At 70.6% G+C, this 15325-nt stretch carries 10 protein-coding genes; 6 read left to right on the top strand and 4 right to left on the bottom strand.

Annotation, left to right across the window (positions count from 1 at the left end):
* Positions 1–135 precede the first annotated feature (135 nt).
* The 4 genes from RG19_RS01355 to glmS all read right to left on the bottom strand — a co-directional run bounded on the left by RG19_RS01355 (position 136) and on the right by glmS (position 7692).
* On the bottom strand, positions 136–2847 hold the full coding sequence (locus RG19_RS01355; RefSeq protein WP_058833688.1) for a bifunctional acetate--CoA ligase family protein/GNAT family N-acetyltransferase: 2712 nt from the start codon (positions 2845–2847) through the stop codon (positions 136–138).
* Positions 2848–2939: 92 nt separating this feature from the next.
* On the bottom strand, positions 2940–3503 hold the full coding sequence (locus RG19_RS01350; RefSeq protein WP_202905305.1) for a nuclear transport factor 2 family protein: 564 nt from the start codon (positions 3501–3503) through the stop codon (positions 2940–2942).
* 156 nt (positions 3504–3659) lie between these two features.
* Positions 3660–5750 (bottom strand): S9 family peptidase, encoded by a 2091-nt coding sequence (locus RG19_RS01345; protein ID WP_058833686.1) that lies wholly within the window; start codon positions 5748–5750, stop codon positions 3660–3662.
* Positions 5751–5862: 112 nt separating this feature from the next.
* Positions 5863–7692: a glutamine--fructose-6-phosphate transaminase (isomerizing) gene (gene glmS, locus RG19_RS01340; protein WP_058833685.1), complete on the bottom strand. Its 1830-nt coding sequence runs from the start codon at positions 7690–7692 to the stop codon at positions 5863–5865.
* A 182-nt stretch (positions 7693–7874) separates the two neighbouring features.
* Between glmS and RG19_RS01335 the strand changes: the two genes are divergently transcribed.
* The 6 genes from RG19_RS01335 (at position 7875) to RG19_RS01310 (ending at position 15307) form a co-directional block, all read left to right on the top strand.
* On the top strand, positions 7875–9170 hold the full coding sequence (locus RG19_RS01335; RefSeq protein WP_058833684.1) for an efflux RND transporter periplasmic adaptor subunit: 1296 nt from the start codon (positions 7875–7877) through the stop codon (positions 9168–9170).
* Between the two features lie 236 nt (positions 9171–9406).
* Positions 9407–10126 carry an ABC transporter ATP-binding protein gene (locus tag RG19_RS01330; RefSeq protein ID WP_058833683.1) on the top strand — a complete coding sequence of 240 codons (720 nt, stop codon included), beginning with the start codon at positions 9407–9409 and terminating at the stop codon, positions 10124–10126.
* Positions 10127–10136: 10 nt separating this feature from the next.
* Positions 10137–11453 (top strand): ABC transporter permease, encoded by a 1317-nt coding sequence (locus tag RG19_RS01325; protein WP_058833682.1) that lies wholly within the window; start codon positions 10137–10139, stop codon positions 11451–11453.
* A 48-nt stretch (positions 11454–11501) separates the two neighbouring features.
* Positions 11502–12731, top strand: coding sequence for an ABC transporter permease (locus tag RG19_RS01320; protein ID WP_058833681.1), 1230 nt, complete (start codon positions 11502–11504; stop codon positions 12729–12731).
* Complete coding sequence (locus RG19_RS01315) at positions 12731–14059, top strand: ABC transporter permease (protein ID WP_238376568.1); 1329 nt, start codon at positions 12731–12733, stop codon at positions 14057–14059. Before RG19_RS01320 ends, RG19_RS01315 begins: the two co-directional genes overlap by 1 nt.
* A 3-nt stretch (positions 14060–14062) precedes the next feature.
* On the top strand, positions 14063–15307 hold the full coding sequence (locus RG19_RS01310) for an FtsX-like permease family protein (RefSeq protein WP_238376567.1): 1245 nt from the start codon (positions 14063–14065) through the stop codon (positions 15305–15307).
* Positions 15308–15325 lie beyond the last annotated feature (18 nt).

Raw genomic sequence — 15325 nt, 5'->3', positions numbered from 1 at the left:
CGGCAGGAGCGCGACACACCGGCCCACCCATCATGTGCCGGCACCGCGTTCATCCGCCGATCCGCCTGGCGCGCGCCAAGCGCCCGGACACCGCACGGGCCACGCATCCCGCGCACGGCCCGTCGCGGTCCTCGATCATCCGGCGGCACCGTCCTCGCCGAGGATCGGCAGCACCACCCGCACCAGGGTGGCATCGTCGGGATCGGGCTCCACGCGGAATCCCAGTTGCCGGCACATCTGGATCATCGTGCGGTTCTCGCGCAGGACCTGACCTTCCACCAGGCGCAACTCCAGCCAGTGCGCGTACTCGATCATGATCCGCATCAGCCGCCAGCCGATGCCTTTCCCCTTGAGATCCGAGCGCACGAGGATTCCATACTCGCCACGATCGTAGTCCGCGTCGGCCAGCAGACGGACCGCACCCAGCATCTCCCCGGTGTCCGGTTCGATCATCACCAGCGCGATCGCCCGGGCGTAGTCGAGCTGGGTGAGCCGCGCGATGAACTCGTGGCTGAAGTGCCGTACCGCGCTGAAGAACCGCAGCCGCAGGTCCTCCGCACTGACATGTTCGAAGAACGCGCGGAACAGGGCCTCGTCCTCCGGCCGCACCGGTCGCACGAAGGCCTCGCGCCCGTCGGCCAGGAGCACGGTCCGCTCCCACTCTTTCGGATACGGGCGGATCGCGAACCGCGGATGCCCCGGCCCCTTGTGCAGCGGTACCGTCGGCGCGATCCGCACCCGGGCATCGACGGCGATCACGCCGTCGCGGTCGGCCAGCAGCGGGTTGATGTCGAGTTCGCGCAACCGGGGCAGATCGGCGGACAGTTGCGCGAGCTTGACCAGGATCAGCGCGACCGCGTCGAGGTCGGCGGCCGGCACGTCGCGATAGGCACGCAGGATGCGCGACACGCGGGTGCGCCCGATCAGTTCGTGCGCCAGCCGCAGGTCGAGCGGCGGCAGGGCCAGCGCCTTGTCGTCGATCACTTCCACCGCGGTCCCGCCGCGGCCGAACACCACCACCGGGCCGAAGGTGGGATCGTCCGCGATACCGCAGATCAGCTCGCGCGCCTTTTGCCGCACGATCATCGGCTGCACGGTGACGCCGTCGATCCGCGCCTGCGGGCAGCGCGTCCTGGCGCGCGCCAGAATGCCGGCCGCCGCCTCGCGGACGGCCTCCGCGCTGACCAGGTTCAGGCGCACGCCGTCGATGTCGGATTTGTGCTGGATGTCCGGGGACAGGATCTTGACCACGACCGCCCGGCCGTCGGCGAGCAGATCGCGCGCGGCCGCCGCGGCGGCCTCGGGATCGGCCGCGCGCACCACCGGCGTGATCGGGAGCGCATAGGCCGCGAACAGGCGCGCCACCTGCAGCGGATCCAGCCACTCCTGCCCGGTCGCCACCGCCTCGGCGATCACCGCCTGCGCGGCCTCGACATCGGGCCGGAACTCGTCGGGCAGACTGGGCGGCGTTTCCATCAGCGCGTCCTGTGCCTCGCGATGGCGCACCAGATACATGAAGCCACGTACCGCATCCGACTCGGTCGCATAGGTGGGAATGTCCGCACGATCGAGCGCCGCGACAGCCGATTGCTCCTTGCCCAACCAGACCGCGAACACCGGCTTGTCGCCCCCCGGGCGCGGACGGCGGCCGACCACGTCGACCACCGCCTGCGCGGCCTCGGACGCCGACGACAATGCGGTGGGCACGTTCATCGTGAGCACCGCGTCGGTACCGGGGTCGGCCAGCAGGGCCTCCAGCGCCTGCGCGTAACGCGCGCCGTCGGCATCGCCGACGATGTCCACCGGATTCGCCCGCGACCAGGTGCCCGGCAGCACGCCGTCCAGCCGCGCGACCGTGGCCGGGGCCAGCGACGCCACCGTGCCGCCCAGATCGGCCAGCGTGTCGACCGCGAGGACACCGACACCGCCACCGTTGGTCAGCACACCGAGGCGGCGACCCGGCGTGGTGCGCACATGGCGCAGGGTCTCCGCGGCGGCGAACAATTCGTCGAGCGAGGTCACCCGCAACAGGCCGGCGCGGCGGAACGCCGCGTCGTACACCGCATCGGTCCCCGCCAGGGCGCCGGTGTGGGTCGCGGCGGCGCGGGCACCGGCGGCATGCCGACCCGACTTCACCACCACCACGGGCTTGGCGCGCGCGGCCGCACGCGCGGCCGACATGAACTTGCGCGCGTCGCGGATGGATTCCACGTAGAGCAGGATCGCGCGGGTCCGGTGGTCGAGCGCGAAGTAATCGAGCAGGTCGCCGAAGTCGACGTCTAGCGCGTCGCCCATCGACACCACCGCGGAGAAACCGACCGAACGCGCCAGCCCCCACTCCACCATGCCCACCGCGATCGCGCCCGACTGCGACACCAGCGCGAGATCGCCCGGTGCCGCCGCGTGCGCGGCGAAGCTGGCATTGAGGCCAGCATGCGGCGACATCACGCCCAGGCAGTTGGGGCCGACGATGCGCAGGCCGGCCGGGCGCGCCACCGCTGCCAGCCGCTGCGCGATCGAACCGTCGCCGTGCCCGAGCCCGGCGGTGACCACGACGAGCGCCTTGGCGCCGACCGCGACCGCTTCGGCGGCCACCTGGGGCACCATCGCCGGAGGCGCGGTCACCACGACCAGGTCGGGGGCCCAGCCCAGCGCCTTCAACGACGCGGACGTGCGCATGCCGTCGATCGCGTCGTAGCGCGGATTCACCAGGCCCAGCCGCCCCTCGAAACCGGCTTCGCGCAGATTGCGCAACACGATGCGACCGACCGACCGCTCGCGCGGGCTGGCGCCGACCACCGCGACCGACCGGGGATGAAAGATCGCACCGAGCGCATAGGTGCTCATCCGGCTGACTCCGAGGCTGCTTCGACCCCGGACCATACACCGCGACACCGCCGTGCGCAGCGCGCGACGGCGGCGATGCGATGCGATGCGCATCAGCGCATCAGCGCATCCAGTGCCCAGGTATCGAGGAACGCTTTCGCCTGCACGATCCGGCCGTTCTCGACCACCAGATGCCAGGCGTAACTGTTGCGATAGGTGGAACCGTCGTTGGCCGTGGCATGGCCATCCCACAGCAGCACGACGTCGCGGCCGCTGGCGACGACCTGGTGACGATCGGGCTGGAGCGGCGTGCTGAGGTGGCCGACGATCGGCGCCACCGCCTCGTCCATGAACGCCTGTCGTCCCCGGTACGTCCCCGACACCGGGCTGTCGCCGGCCACGGTCCAGACGGCATCGTCGGCGAGCAGTTCGAACACGCCGCCGGGACCGCCGCGCTCGAACGCCTGCGCGACCAGCGCGCCCGGCCCGGCGGCGTCGACCGACGCGGAGGCGACGCCTGCCGCGTCGTCCGCCATCCCCGGTGCGGCCACACACATCGCGGCGATCAGAGAAGCGGCCCAGCCGCGCCCGGCCCGCCGCGGGGAGCGCGCAGCGGGCCGGAGACGATCGAGATGGGGAGGGGACGACAGCGAAGCGAAGCGGACACGAGTTGACATGGAACCTCCTGGGGACGGATGCGGCCTCATGCTAGGCAGCCGCTCCGGACAGGCGAAGCCACATTCGTCGCCGGTTCTCGCCCAAAGCTCTCCGCGGTGCCCGCCGACCGGGCATCGCCCGCATCACGGCTGCGGGAGGTCGCCTCCGGGAACGCGCTAGTGACGCGCCTCCGGCGTATGCGCGTCCAGCGCCTCGGACAGCCCCTCGACGATCCCGGCGCCCGCCGGCACCTCGATGCTGGAGCCGGTGAAGTCGGCGCCGATCGGCTGCGCGCGGCCGCCCAGGCAGGTGGCGAGAAAGCCCTCGGCCACCGCGTTGAAGGCCTTGTTGTTCTCCGGACGGGCGAACCCGTGTCCCTCGTCGGGGAACAGCACGTAGGTGACCGGAATGTTCTTTTCCTGCATCGCCTCGACGATCTGGTCGCTCTCCGCCTGCCTGACCCGCGGGTCGTTGGCGCCCTGCCCGATCAGCAGCGGGCGGGTGATGGCGTCGGCATGGGTGAGCGGCGAACGCTCGGTCAGCCAGGCACGTCCTTCTTCGGTTCGCGGATCGCCCATGCGGCGGGTCAACTGTTCGAAGAAACTCGCCCAGTACGGCGGCACCGTCTCCAGCAGCGTATTGAGATTGGACGGACCCACGATGTCCACGCCGCAGGCGAAGGTGTCCGGGGTGAAGGTCAGGCCCACCAGCGTGGCGTAGCCGCCGTAACTGCCGCCCATGATCGCGACCTTGTCCGGCGTGGTCACGTCCTGCTCGACCGCCCAGTTCACCGCGTCGATCAGGTCGTCGTGCATCTTGCCGGCCCACTCGCCGTCGCCGGCGTTGGTGAAGTCCTTGCCGAAGCCGGTCGAACCGCGGAAGTTGACCGACAGCACCGCATAGCCGCGATTGGCCAGCCACTGGTCGTAGCTGCTGTAGCCGTAGGCGTCGCGCGCCCAGGGGCCGCCATGGACGAGCAGCACCATCGGCACCGGTGTGTCCGCACGGCCATCGCCGTCGGTATCGGCGTGCGCAGGCAGGGTCAGGTAGCTGACCAGGGTCAGCCCATCGCGGGACTGAATCTCCACCGGCCACATCGGCACCAGCGGCTTGCCGTCCAGCGCGGGCCGCTCGGAAAACAATTCGGTCAATGCGCCGCCGTCGCGGTCGTAGCGGTAGTAGCGCGCCGGCGCTTCCGCCGCGGAGTAGACGACCACCCAGGTCCGGTCATCGAGCGTGCGCGACGTCACCCCGACTTCGCCCGGCCCGATCGCGTCCAGACGTTCGAGATCGGCTGCCAGACCTTCGTCGAGCGCGGTCCATTCCTCGCGCAGATAGTTCACCGAGACCGCCTGCACCTCACCGGTGCGCGGATCGCTCAGGCTGCCACCGACGTCGGCGCGCGCATCCTCGTGCAGCAACGTGCGCGTGCCGCTGGCGGTGTCGATGGCATACAACGCGGCGGTATCGCGCTCGCGAGAATCGACCATGTACAGCGTGCCGCCGTCCTCGGTCAGTCCGCCCGGCGCCGTGGACATCGCATCCTCGAACGGAATGCTGTCGTGCACCGCCCAGGCATCGCCTTCGCGCCGGAGGATGTCCGAGCCGCCGTCGGGCCGCGCGCGCGAGGCGTAGCGCAGGGTGTAGTCGGCATCGGCCATGTAACCGGCGATCTGCTGGGTGTTCTCCTCCACCAGGGTGCGCTCGCCGCTGGCGAGGTCGACGCGGTACAGGTCGTGCCACTGCGGGTCGCGATCGTTCATCGCCACCAGGATCGTATCGGGATGGCGATGGCTGACCGCCGCCACGCGGGCGGTGGTGTTGTCGTACGGGGTGAGGTCGCGACTTTCCCCGCTGCCGAGGTCGACGCTGTGGAGATGGAAGTTCTCGTCGCCACCGGTGTCGCGCAGGTACAGCAGCACGCCCGGACGATGCGACCAGAAGTAGCCGCGGATGCCGCGGGCGTCGTCGCGGGTCACCGGCCGCGCGCCGTTGAGGTCGTCGGCCGGCGCGATCCAGACGTTGAGCACGCCGGCCACGGGCGCGATCCAGCTCAGGTACCGCCCGTCCGGGCTGATCCGCACGTTGGCGCGTTCCGGATTGCCGAACAGATCCTCGCGCGACAGCAGCTCCACATCGTCGAGCGACGCAGGGGCGGCCGGGCCGGCGGCAGGGGCGCCGGCCTGCGGCGACGTGGCCTCCCCGCCGCGCGGGCCGCAGGCGGCGAGGGACAGGGCGATGCAGGACGCGAGCAGGACGTGGCGCATGAAAACCCCCATTGGCATGAATGGGGGCGACGCTACCCGAATCGCGAGCGGGCGGTGTTGGGCGCGCGTTAACCGCCCGGGGTGACCGATGGCAGGGGCGGCGCCCGCCGCGCTACTCCACCGTCACCGACTTGGCGAGATTGCGCGGCTTGTCGACATCGGTGCCGCGCGCCAGTGCCGTGTGATAGGCCAGCAGTTGCACCGGAATCGTGTGCACGATCGGGCTCAGCACGCCGACGTGGCGTGGCGCGCGGATCACGTGCACGCCCTCGCTGGCGCCGAAGTTGCTGTCGGCGTCGGTGAACACGAACAGTTCGCCGCCACGCGCGCGGACCTCCTGCATGTTCGACTTCACCTTCTCCAGCAATTCGTCTTTCGGCGCGATCACCACCACCGGCATGTCCGCATCCACCAGGGCCAGCGGGCCGTGCTTGAGCTCGCCGGCCGGATACGCCTCGGCGTGGATGTAGGAAATCTCCTTGAGCTTGAGCGCGCCTTCCAGGGCGATGGGGTAGTGCACGCCTCGGCCGAGGAACAGCGCGTGATGGCGAGGCGAGAAGCGCTCGGCCCAACTGGCGATCTGCGGCTCGAGGTTCAGCGCATGCTGGATGCTGCCGGGCAGATGCCGCAACGAGTCGATGTACTCCGCCTCGCGTTCGGCCGGCAGGTGCCCGCCGAGCTTGGCCAGGGTGGCCGCGAGCGCGAACAGGCCGACCAGCTGCGTCGTGAACGCCTTGGTCGACGCGACGCCGATCTCGGCGCCGGCACGGGTGTAGAAGACCAGGCGGCTCGCACGCGGGATCGCGCTCTCGGGCACGTTGCAGATCGACAGCGTCCGCGTGTGGCCGAGCGACTTGGCGTACTTGAGCGCCTCCATGGTGTCGAGCGTTTCGCCCGACTGGGAAATCGTGACGATCAGATGGCCCGGATCGGGCACGACCTTGCGATAGCGGTACTCACTGGCGATCTCCACCCGGCAAGGCACACCGGCGATCGCTTCGATCCAGTACTGGGCGACGAGGCCCGCGTAGTAGCTGGTGCCGCAGGCGAGGATCTGCACGCCCCGGACCCCGTCGAACACCTCGGCGGCGTCGGCGCCGAACAGGCCGGGCTCGAAGCCCGCCGCATCGATGATGGCCTCGAGCGTGTCGCCGATCGCACGCGGCTGCTCGTGGATTTCCTTCTGCATGAAATGCCGGTACGGCCCGAGCTCCAGCGACGCGAGCGAGACATCGGACAGGTGTTCGCCGCGCGCGACCGGTGCGCCGGTCTCGTCGTAGACCGCGACGCCCGCATGGGTGAGCTCGGCGGTGTCGCCCTCTTCCAGGAAGATCACCCGGCGCGTGGCCTGGATGATCGCCGAGACATCGGAAGCGATGAAGTTCTCGCCGTCCCCCAGGCCGATCAACAGCGGGCATCCCATCCGCGCGCACACCATGCGGTCGGGCGCGTCACGGCTGACCACGGCCAGCGCATAGGCGCCTTCCAGTTCGCGCGTGGCCGCCTGCACCGCCTGCAGCAGGTCGAGCCCGCCATCGAGGTGGTGGTGGATCAGGTGGGCGATGACCTCGGTGTCGGTCTGCGACTCGAACGCGTAGCCGAGCGCGGTCAGCCGCTCGCGTTGCGCTTCGTGGTTCTCGATGATGCCGTTGTGCACCAGGGCCACGCCCTGGCTGACGTGCGGATGGGCGTTGGATTCGGTCACGCCACCATGGGTGGCCCAGCGGGTATGGCCGATGCCCAGCGAGGCGGCGAGGCCCTCGGCCTGCGCGGCGACTTCCATCTCCGACACGCGGCCAGTGCGGCGGACACGCCGCACCGTGTCGCCCTCGACCACCGCAATCCCGGCGGAGTCGTAGCCCCGATACTCGAGCCGCTTCAGCCCCTCGATCAGGACCGGGACGACATCACGACCGGCGATGGCACCGACGATTCCACACATGCACGACGACTCCAGCCGAGGGATCGCGCATTGTACGGGGGCAGCCCGCGGACGCACCGGGCCGGACGTCCGCAACCACGACCGGACGGCGCCGGATACAGGAAAACATCCGTTAAATCAAATACTTGAAATTGGCACGCAACCTGCTTCAACGAGAGCAGGCCCCGCACTGTTCTCCGCCCATGTCCCGCAGCACGCCGATCCGCGACACCTCCGCCCAGGACGCCGCCCGCCCCCCGGTGTCCGCCACACGGCGTCTGCGCCGCGGCTTGCCTCTGATCGCCATCGGCGCGGTGACCCTCGTCGGCCTCGTCTGGGTGATCGCCGGCTGGGCCGACGGCGCGCGCTCCTACGACGCGAGCCGCCTGCGTATCGTCGAGGTGACGCGCGGCGATCTGATCCGCGACATCAGCGCGGAAGGCCGCGTCATCGCCGCCAACAGCCCCACCCTCTACGCCATCGCCCCGGGCACGGTGACGTTGAAGGTGGTCGCTGGCGACCGCGTCGAGGCCGGCCAGGTCTTGGCCGAGATCGACAGCCCCGAGCTGCGCAGCAAGCTGGTGCAGGAAGAGTCCACGCTCGCCAGCCTGCAGGCGGAGGCCGACCGCACCGCGCTCGATGCCCGCATCGCACGGGCGGAGGCGCGCAAGCTGGTCGACCAGGCGCAGATCGACCGCACCGCGGCCGAGCGCGACCTGCAGCGCTACCAGCGCGCCTATGAGGCCGGCGTGCTCGCGCAGGTCGATCTGGCCAAGGCCGAGGACACGCTGCAGAAGACCGACATCGGCCTGGCATCCGCCAACGAGGACGCGCAGTTGCAGGGCCAGGGCGCCGGGCTCGATGCGCGCAACAAGCAATTGCTGGCCGAACGCCAACGCGCGATCGTCGCCGAGGCGCAGCGCCAGGTGGACGCGCTCACCCTGCGCGCGCCGTTCGACGGCCTCGTCGGCCAGGTGCAGGTGGCGCAGGCCACCAACGTCGCCGCGAACGCGCCCGTGCTCGGTGTCGTCGACCTGTCGGTGTTCGAGGTCGAGATCCGGGTCCCGGAGAGCTTCGCGCGCGATCTCGCCATCGGCGTCCCGGCCGAGATCCGCAGCGGTGCCGAGGTGTTTCCGGCCGAGGTCTCGGCGGTGTCGCCGGAAGTCGTCAACGGCGAGGTCGCCGCGCGCGTGCGCTTCAGCGAACACCAGCCGCCGGGGCTGCGCCAGAGCCAGCGCCTGACCGCCCGGATCCTGCTCGACACCCGACGCGACGTGGTCACGGTCGAGCGCGGCCCGTTCCTGGATCAGCTCGGCGGCCGCCACGTCTACGTCGTCAAGGACGGTGCCGCGGTGCGCCGTCCGATCGAGGCCGGTGCCAGCAGCCTGGGCGCGGTCGAGATCACCCAGGGCCTGCAGCCGGGCGAACGCGTGGTGGTGGCCGGCAGCGACCTGTTCGACAACGCGGAGCGCGTCCGCATTTCGGGAGACCGGCCATGACCGGCGGCATCGCCCACGCACCACCGTCCCCGCTCGCCGTCCACTGCAGCCCGAAGCGGATCGCCTCGACCGTCCCGCCGAAGCCTCACGCGCTCGACCGCGCCGCAGCGTTCCCGGACGCGCCGTCCCGAATCGGGAGCCGGCACGACCGGGGTCGCGATGCCCTCGCAGCCGCACCGCCCCTCACCTTCCGCATTCACGGCTGATCCCGCCGCCCACGCTTCCGGAGCCATCCCATGCTGCACATGCAAGCCGTTTCCAAGGTCTATCGCACCGAACTCGTCGAGACCCACGCCCTGCGCGAACTCGACCTGCACGTGCGCGAGGGCGAGTTCGTGGCCGTGACCGGGCCCTCGGGCTCCGGCAAGACCACCTTCCTCAACATCGCCGGCCTGCTGGAGACGTTCACCGGCGGGAACTATCTGCTTGACGGCGTCGACGTGAAGGGACTCGACGACAACGCCCGCTCGCGGCTGCGCAACGAGAAGATCGGTTTCATCTTCCAGGGCTTCAACCTGATTCCGGACCTCAACCTGTTCGACAACGTCGACGTGCCCTTGCGCTACCGCGGCATGCCGTCGGCGGAGCGCAGGATGCGCATCGAGGATGCGCTGGGCATGGTCGGGCTGGGGTCGCGCATCAAGCACTATCCGGCCGAACTGTCGGGCGGCCAGCAGCAGCGCGTGGCGATCGCGCGTGCGCTGGCCGGCAGCCCGCGCCTGCTGCTGGCCGACGAACCCACCGGCAATCTCGACTCGCAGATGGCGCGCAGCGTCATGGAGCTGCTGGAGGACATCCACCAGCAGGGCACCACCATCGTGATGGTCACCCACGATCCCGAACTGGCGGCACGCGCGCAGCGCAACGTGCACATCGTCGACGGCATGGCGACGGACCTCACCACCGAATCGCCGATCGCACTCGCACCGCGGGCGCCGGCCGACGCCTCCACCTGAGATCCCGACCATGTCCGGCCTCTTCCCCTATTACGTCAAACTCGCGCTGCGCAGCTTTCGCCGCAACCGCGCGCTGACCGCCTTGATGGTGCTGGCCATCGCACTGGGCATCGGCGCGAGCATGACCACGCTCACCGTGTTCCGGTTGCTGTCCGGCGACCCCATCCCGCACCGCAGCGACCAGTTGCACTACGTACGCCTGGAGCCCAGGAGTCTGAGCGGCCACACGCCCGGGGAGGATCCCTCCGAACAGATGACCCGCTTCGACGCGGAGACCCTGTTGCGCGAAGCGCGCGGCGACCGCCAGGCGGTGATGGCCGGAGGGGGCGTGGCGGTGGAGCCCGACGCCGAGGGGCTCAACCCGTTCATGCTGCAGGCGCGCTACACCTCGGCCGACTTCTTCCCGATGTTCGATACGCCGTTCCTGCACGGTCGCGGCTGGCAGGCCAGCGACGATGCGGCGCGCGCACGGGTCGCGGTCCTGTCGCGCGCCGCGGCGCAACGCCTGTTCGGGGACGTCGACCCCACCGGCCGGACGCTGCGCCTGAGCCGGACGGACTTCACCGTCGTGGGCGTCCTCGACACCTGGCGGCCCGCACCCCGGTTCTACGACCTCACCACCGGCGAATTCACCGACGTCGAGGACGTCTTCCTGCCGTTCTCCACGTCGCGGGACCTGCGCCTGGGCGTCCAGGGCAACATGGACTGCTGGGGCGAGAGCACCGACCTGGAGGGCAGCACGGGCCCCAATGCGCCCTGCGCCTGGGTGCAGTACTGGGTGCAGCTCGACACGCCCGCCGGTGTGGCCGACTACAAGGCCTATCTCGACAACTACTCCGACCAGCAACGCACGACCGGACGCTTCGAACGGCCGACCAACACCGCGCTGACGCCGGTCATGGCCTGGCTCGACGAGAACGAGGTGGTGCCGGCCGACGTGCGCCTCCAGGTGTGGTTGGCGTTCGGATTCCTGGCGGTGTGCCTGCTCAACACCGTCGGCCTGCTGCTCGCGAAGTTCCTCCGCCGTGGCGGGGAGATCGGCGTGCGGCGGGCATTGGGCGCGAGCCGTCGCTCGATCTTCGCGCAATGCCTGATCGAAGCCGGTGCGGTCGGCGTGGCCGGCGGCGCCCTCGGCCTGCTGCTGGCGTTGCTGGGCCTGTGGGCCGTACGCCGCCAACCCGCGGATTACGCCGAACTGGCGCGCATGGACCCGCAGATGCTGCTCATCACCTTCGCCGTGGCGCTCGCCGCGAGTCTTCTGGCCGGCCTGCTCCCCGCCTGGCGCGCCATGCAGGTGACCCCGGCCATCCAGCTCAAGGCGCAGTAGCCCACCCCGGCCCGTCCGCAGCTCCAACATCCCTTGCCAAGAGACCCCATGGACATCCGACCGATCCTGTCGACCCTGTCGCGGCACAAGACCGCCGCCGCCCTGATCGTCTTCGAGATCGCCCTGTCGTGCGCGATCATCTGCAACGCGCTGTTCCTGATCACGGGGCGGCTGGAGCGCATGAACCGGCCGACCGGGCTCGACGAGTCTCACATCGTCACCGTGCAGGCGCGCGGCATCGCCCGTGACGAGAATGCGGCCGCGGTCACCCAGAGCGACCTCGCCGCGCTGCGCGCGATTCCGGGCGTGGTCGACGCCTCGATCAGCAACCAGATCCCGTTCGGCAACTCGAACTGGACCAGCAGCGTGCGGCTGACCGCCGAACAGCGCGACCCGACCATGTCGGTGTCGAACTACCTGGGCGATCACCGCCTCCTCGACACCCTCGGCCTGCGACTGGTGGCGGGGCGCAACTTCACCTCCGACGAGATCCGCGACTTCGCCCAGATGAACCTGGAGGGCAACGTGGCGTTTCCCTCGGCCATCCTGGGGGCGGCCACCGCCCACCGCCTGTTTCCCGACGGCGACGCGCTCGGACGCACGGTCCTCATCTGGGGCGACGAACCCACCGTCGTGATCGGCGTGGTCGAGCGCCTGGCCCGGCCCGGCAACTCCGGCAGTACGAGCAGCTACGAGGAAACGGTGATCCTGCCGGGCGCGATGTCCTATGCCAGCGGCCTGTACCTGCTCCGGGTCGCCGATCCGGGGCAACGGGCGGCCGTCCTGGACCAGGCGATGCGGACGCTGGCGTCGCAAGGCCCGACACGCATCGTCGACGCGGAACAGGCACGCACCCTCGAGAGCATGCGGGCGCGCTTCTACCGCCAGGACCGGGCGATGGCCTGGCTGCTGGTCGCCGTCTCCATCGCGTTGCTGGTTGTGACCGCACTGGGCATCGTCGGCCTCGCCAGCTTCTGGGTGCAGCAGCGCCACCGGCAGATCGGCATCCGTCGTGCGCTCGGCGCCACCCGTGGGCAGATCCTGCGCTACTTCATGACCGAGAACTTCCTGCTCGCCACCATCGGCATCGTGCTCGGCATGCTGCTGGCGTATGCGTTGAACCAGTTGCTCATGCAGCGCTACGAGCTGCCGCGCCTGCCGCTGTTCTACCTGCCCATCGGCGCCCTGGTGCTGTGGGCGCTCGGACAGGTCGCGGTGTACGGGCCGGCGCGGCGTGCCGCGCTGGTCCCCCCGGCCGTCGCGACGCGCAGCGCTTGATGTCGCGGACGCTGCGCTACAGCTTCGCGCTGGGCCTGCGCGGCCTGCTGCGCCAGCCGCGGACCATGGTCCTCTCGGTGCTGCTGCTCGCATTGGGCCTGGCCGCGGTGATGAGCATGCTGACCCTGCTGTCGATGCTGTCCGCCACGCCCCTGCCGGGAGTCGGCGAGCGCCTGCATCTGGCCTGGGTCGACTCCAGGCGTGCGCCGCAGAGCGACCGTTCCGCGGTCGAGGAGACGCCCCCCTTCCTCTGGAAGCTCGAGGATGCGGAGGCCATGGCCGCGCTGCAGCCGCAGGTCCGTCAGACCGCGCTCGTTTCCACCCTGCTGACCGTCCACGCGCCCGATGGCGACGCCGCGCGCAGCGGCCTGGCCGTCCTCGCCAGCGGCCCCATGCCGGCGATGTTCGGTGTGCCGTTGCTGCGCGGGCGCCATTGGTCAGACGCCGAGGCGCATGCGCGCGTCGTGGTGATTTCCGAGGACACCGCCCATGCGCTGTTCGGTGACACGGACCCGCTCGGGCGCGACGTGCGGATCGGCGCCGGGCAGTTCCGGGTGATCGGCATCGCCGGTGAATGGGCGCCGCAGCCGCGTTTTCATTTTTTCCAGACGGGCACCCCTGCCTGGGGCGACGCCCGCGAGACCGTGTTTCTGCCGCTGCGCGCGGCGCTGGACGCCGACATCGCCCCGGTGGCGACACGCGACTGCGACAGCCGCGGCATGGGCGGCTTCGGCTTCGACACCATCGACCTGCAGGACTGCCGCTGGCTGGCCGTGTGGGCGGAACTGCCCGACGCCGCCACGCGGACCGCCTACGCCGCCGCCCTCGATGGCTATGCCCGCGCCCGCCAGGCCGCCGGCGTCTTCGAGCGCGACACGGACAGCCGTCTGTACAGCGTCGACGCCTGGCTGGCGGCCAACCATGTCGTGCCGGATGCGGTCCGCCTGAACCTGCTGCTCGCCGTGGGCCTGCTCGCGCTGTGCATGGTCAATGTGGCCGGCCTGCTGGCCGCACGTTTCCTGCGCCGCGGCGGCGAACTCGGAGTGCGTCGGGTGCTCGGCGCGCCGCGCGGCTCGGTGATGGTGCAGTGCTTGGTCGAGGCGGGCGCGGCCGGCGCGCTGGGCGGACTGCTCGCGCTGCCGCTGACGGCGTTCGGGTTGTGGCTGATCCGGCTGCAGGACCACGGCTACACCGATCTCGCCCGTTTCGAACCCCGCCTGTTCCTGCTCCTGCTCGCGCTGTCGGTCGCCACCGGCCTCCTGGTCGGCGTGGTGCCGGCCCTTCGCGCAGCCAGGATCGAGCCGGTGCTGCAGGTCAAGACCCTCTGATCGATGCACATACCGCCTCTCCGCCAGATTCTCTCCGGCCTGCGCCAGCGTCCGCTGATGCCCTGGCTCATCGCCGTGCAGGTCGCAGTGGCCGCGGCCATCCTCTGCAATGCGGTGTTCCTGCTGCAACGACAGGCTGCGCCGCTGCTGGTCGACGACGGCATCGCACGCGACCGGCTGCTGCTGGTGGACCAGCTCGTCGCCCGGAGCGGGCACTGGAGCGCCGCGCAGATCCGCACCGGCGCGGACCTGCTGCGGGGCATCCCCGGCGTGGAGGGCGTCGCGCCGGCCCTGGGCCTGCCGATGAAACAGTCGATGACGTTCACGCTCGATCTGCGCGGCCCGTCCGGCACCACGGCCACCGCCACCGGCTTCGCCGGCGACGGCCTGCTGCAGACGCTCGGCCTGGAGCTGGCGAGGGGCCGTGACTTCGAACCGGGCGAGGGCATCCGCGTGGATCTCGCCGGCGAAGGCCTGGACATTCCCTCGGGAACGCCGGTGCTTCTCACCGAGGCGCTGGCGCGCCACTACTTCCCGAACGGGGACGCGCTCGGTGGCCGGCTCGAACAGACCAGCGGCGGTCGCGATCTCGTCGTGGTGGGTATCGTCCGACGCCTGCTGCGTTACCAGCTCGACGCCCTCGACGAGGGCCGTGCGCAGTTCTCGATCCTGTTGCCGGCCGATGTCGTCTCGGTGCCCGTGCTCAACTACGCCGTTCGCGTCACCCCCGGGCAACGCGACGCGGCGCGCGACGCGATCGGCCCGTTGCTGGAACGGGAATTCGGCGCCGCGATGCTGCCGGGCGTCGCCGTGCGCGTGGACACGTACGAATCCTTGCGTGACAGCGCGTTCCGCGCACGTCGTGCAGCGGTCTGGCTGTTGTCCACCGTGGTCGCCGTGGTCCTGCTGGTCACCGGCGTCGGCATTGCCGGCCTGTCCGGCTACTGGGTGGAGATCCGCACCCGCAGCATCGGCATCCGGCGCGCCCTCGGTGCCGGCCGCGGCGACATCCTGCGTCACGTCCTCGCCGAGAACCTGATCGTCGTCGGCATGGGCCTGCTGCCCGGCCTGGTCGCCGCTTACGCCATCAACCACTGGTTGATGCAGACCTACGCGATGGCACGCCTGCCGCTGACCTATCTCCCGCTCGCTGCGTTGCTGCTGTGGTCGCTGGGCCTGTACGCCGCGGCCGGGCCTGCTCGGCGGGCGGCGCGGACGCCGCCCGCTCGAGCGACACGCGCCGCCTGAGCCGGCCGCTCCCTTCAT

The sequence above is a fragment of the Luteimonas abyssi genome (genome assembly GCF_001482195.1).
In the GTDB taxonomy this organism is placed as follows: Bacteria; Pseudomonadota; Gammaproteobacteria; order Xanthomonadales; family Xanthomonadaceae; genus Luteimonas; species Luteimonas abyssi.
This window is presented reverse-complemented; position numbering and strand designations above follow the sequence as displayed.

What these genes read in the sequence shown, in the direction of transcription:
- RG19_RS01330 (WP_058833683.1), top strand. Translation starts at nt 9,407, where the DNA reads ATGCTGCACATGCAAGCCGTTTCCAAGGTCTATCGCACCGAACTCGTC.
- RG19_RS01335 (WP_058833684.1), top strand. Translation starts at nt 7,875, where the DNA reads ATGTCCCGCAGCACGCCGATCCGCGACACCTCCGCCCAGGACGCCGCC.
- RG19_RS01325 (WP_058833682.1), top strand. Translation starts at nt 10,137, where the DNA reads ATGTCCGGCCTCTTCCCCTATTACGTCAAACTCGCGCTGCGCAGCTTT.
- RG19_RS01315 (WP_238376568.1), top strand. Translation starts at nt 12,731, where the DNA reads ATGTCGCGGACGCTGCGCTACAGCTTCGCGCTGGGCCTGCGCGGCCTG.
- RG19_RS01355 (WP_058833688.1), bottom strand. Translation starts at nt 2,847, where the DNA reads ATGAGCACCTATGCGCTCGGTGCGATCTTTCATCCCCGGTCGGTCGCG.
- glmS (WP_058833685.1), bottom strand. Translation starts at nt 7,692, where the DNA reads ATGTGTGGAATCGTCGGTGCCATCGCCGGTCGTGATGTCGTCCCGGTC.
- RG19_RS01310 (WP_238376567.1), top strand. Translation starts at nt 14,063, where the DNA reads ATGCACATACCGCCTCTCCGCCAGATTCTCTCCGGCCTGCGCCAGCGT.
- RG19_RS01320 (WP_058833681.1), top strand. Translation starts at nt 11,502, where the DNA reads ATGGACATCCGACCGATCCTGTCGACCCTGTCGCGGCACAAGACCGCC.
- RG19_RS01345 (WP_058833686.1), bottom strand. Translation starts at nt 5,750, where the DNA reads ATGCGCCACGTCCTGCTCGCGTCCTGCATCGCCCTGTCCCTCGCCGCC.
- RG19_RS01350 (WP_202905305.1), bottom strand. Translation starts at nt 3,503, where the DNA reads ATGTCAACTCGTGTCCGCTTCGCTTCGCTGTCGTCCCCTCCCCATCTC.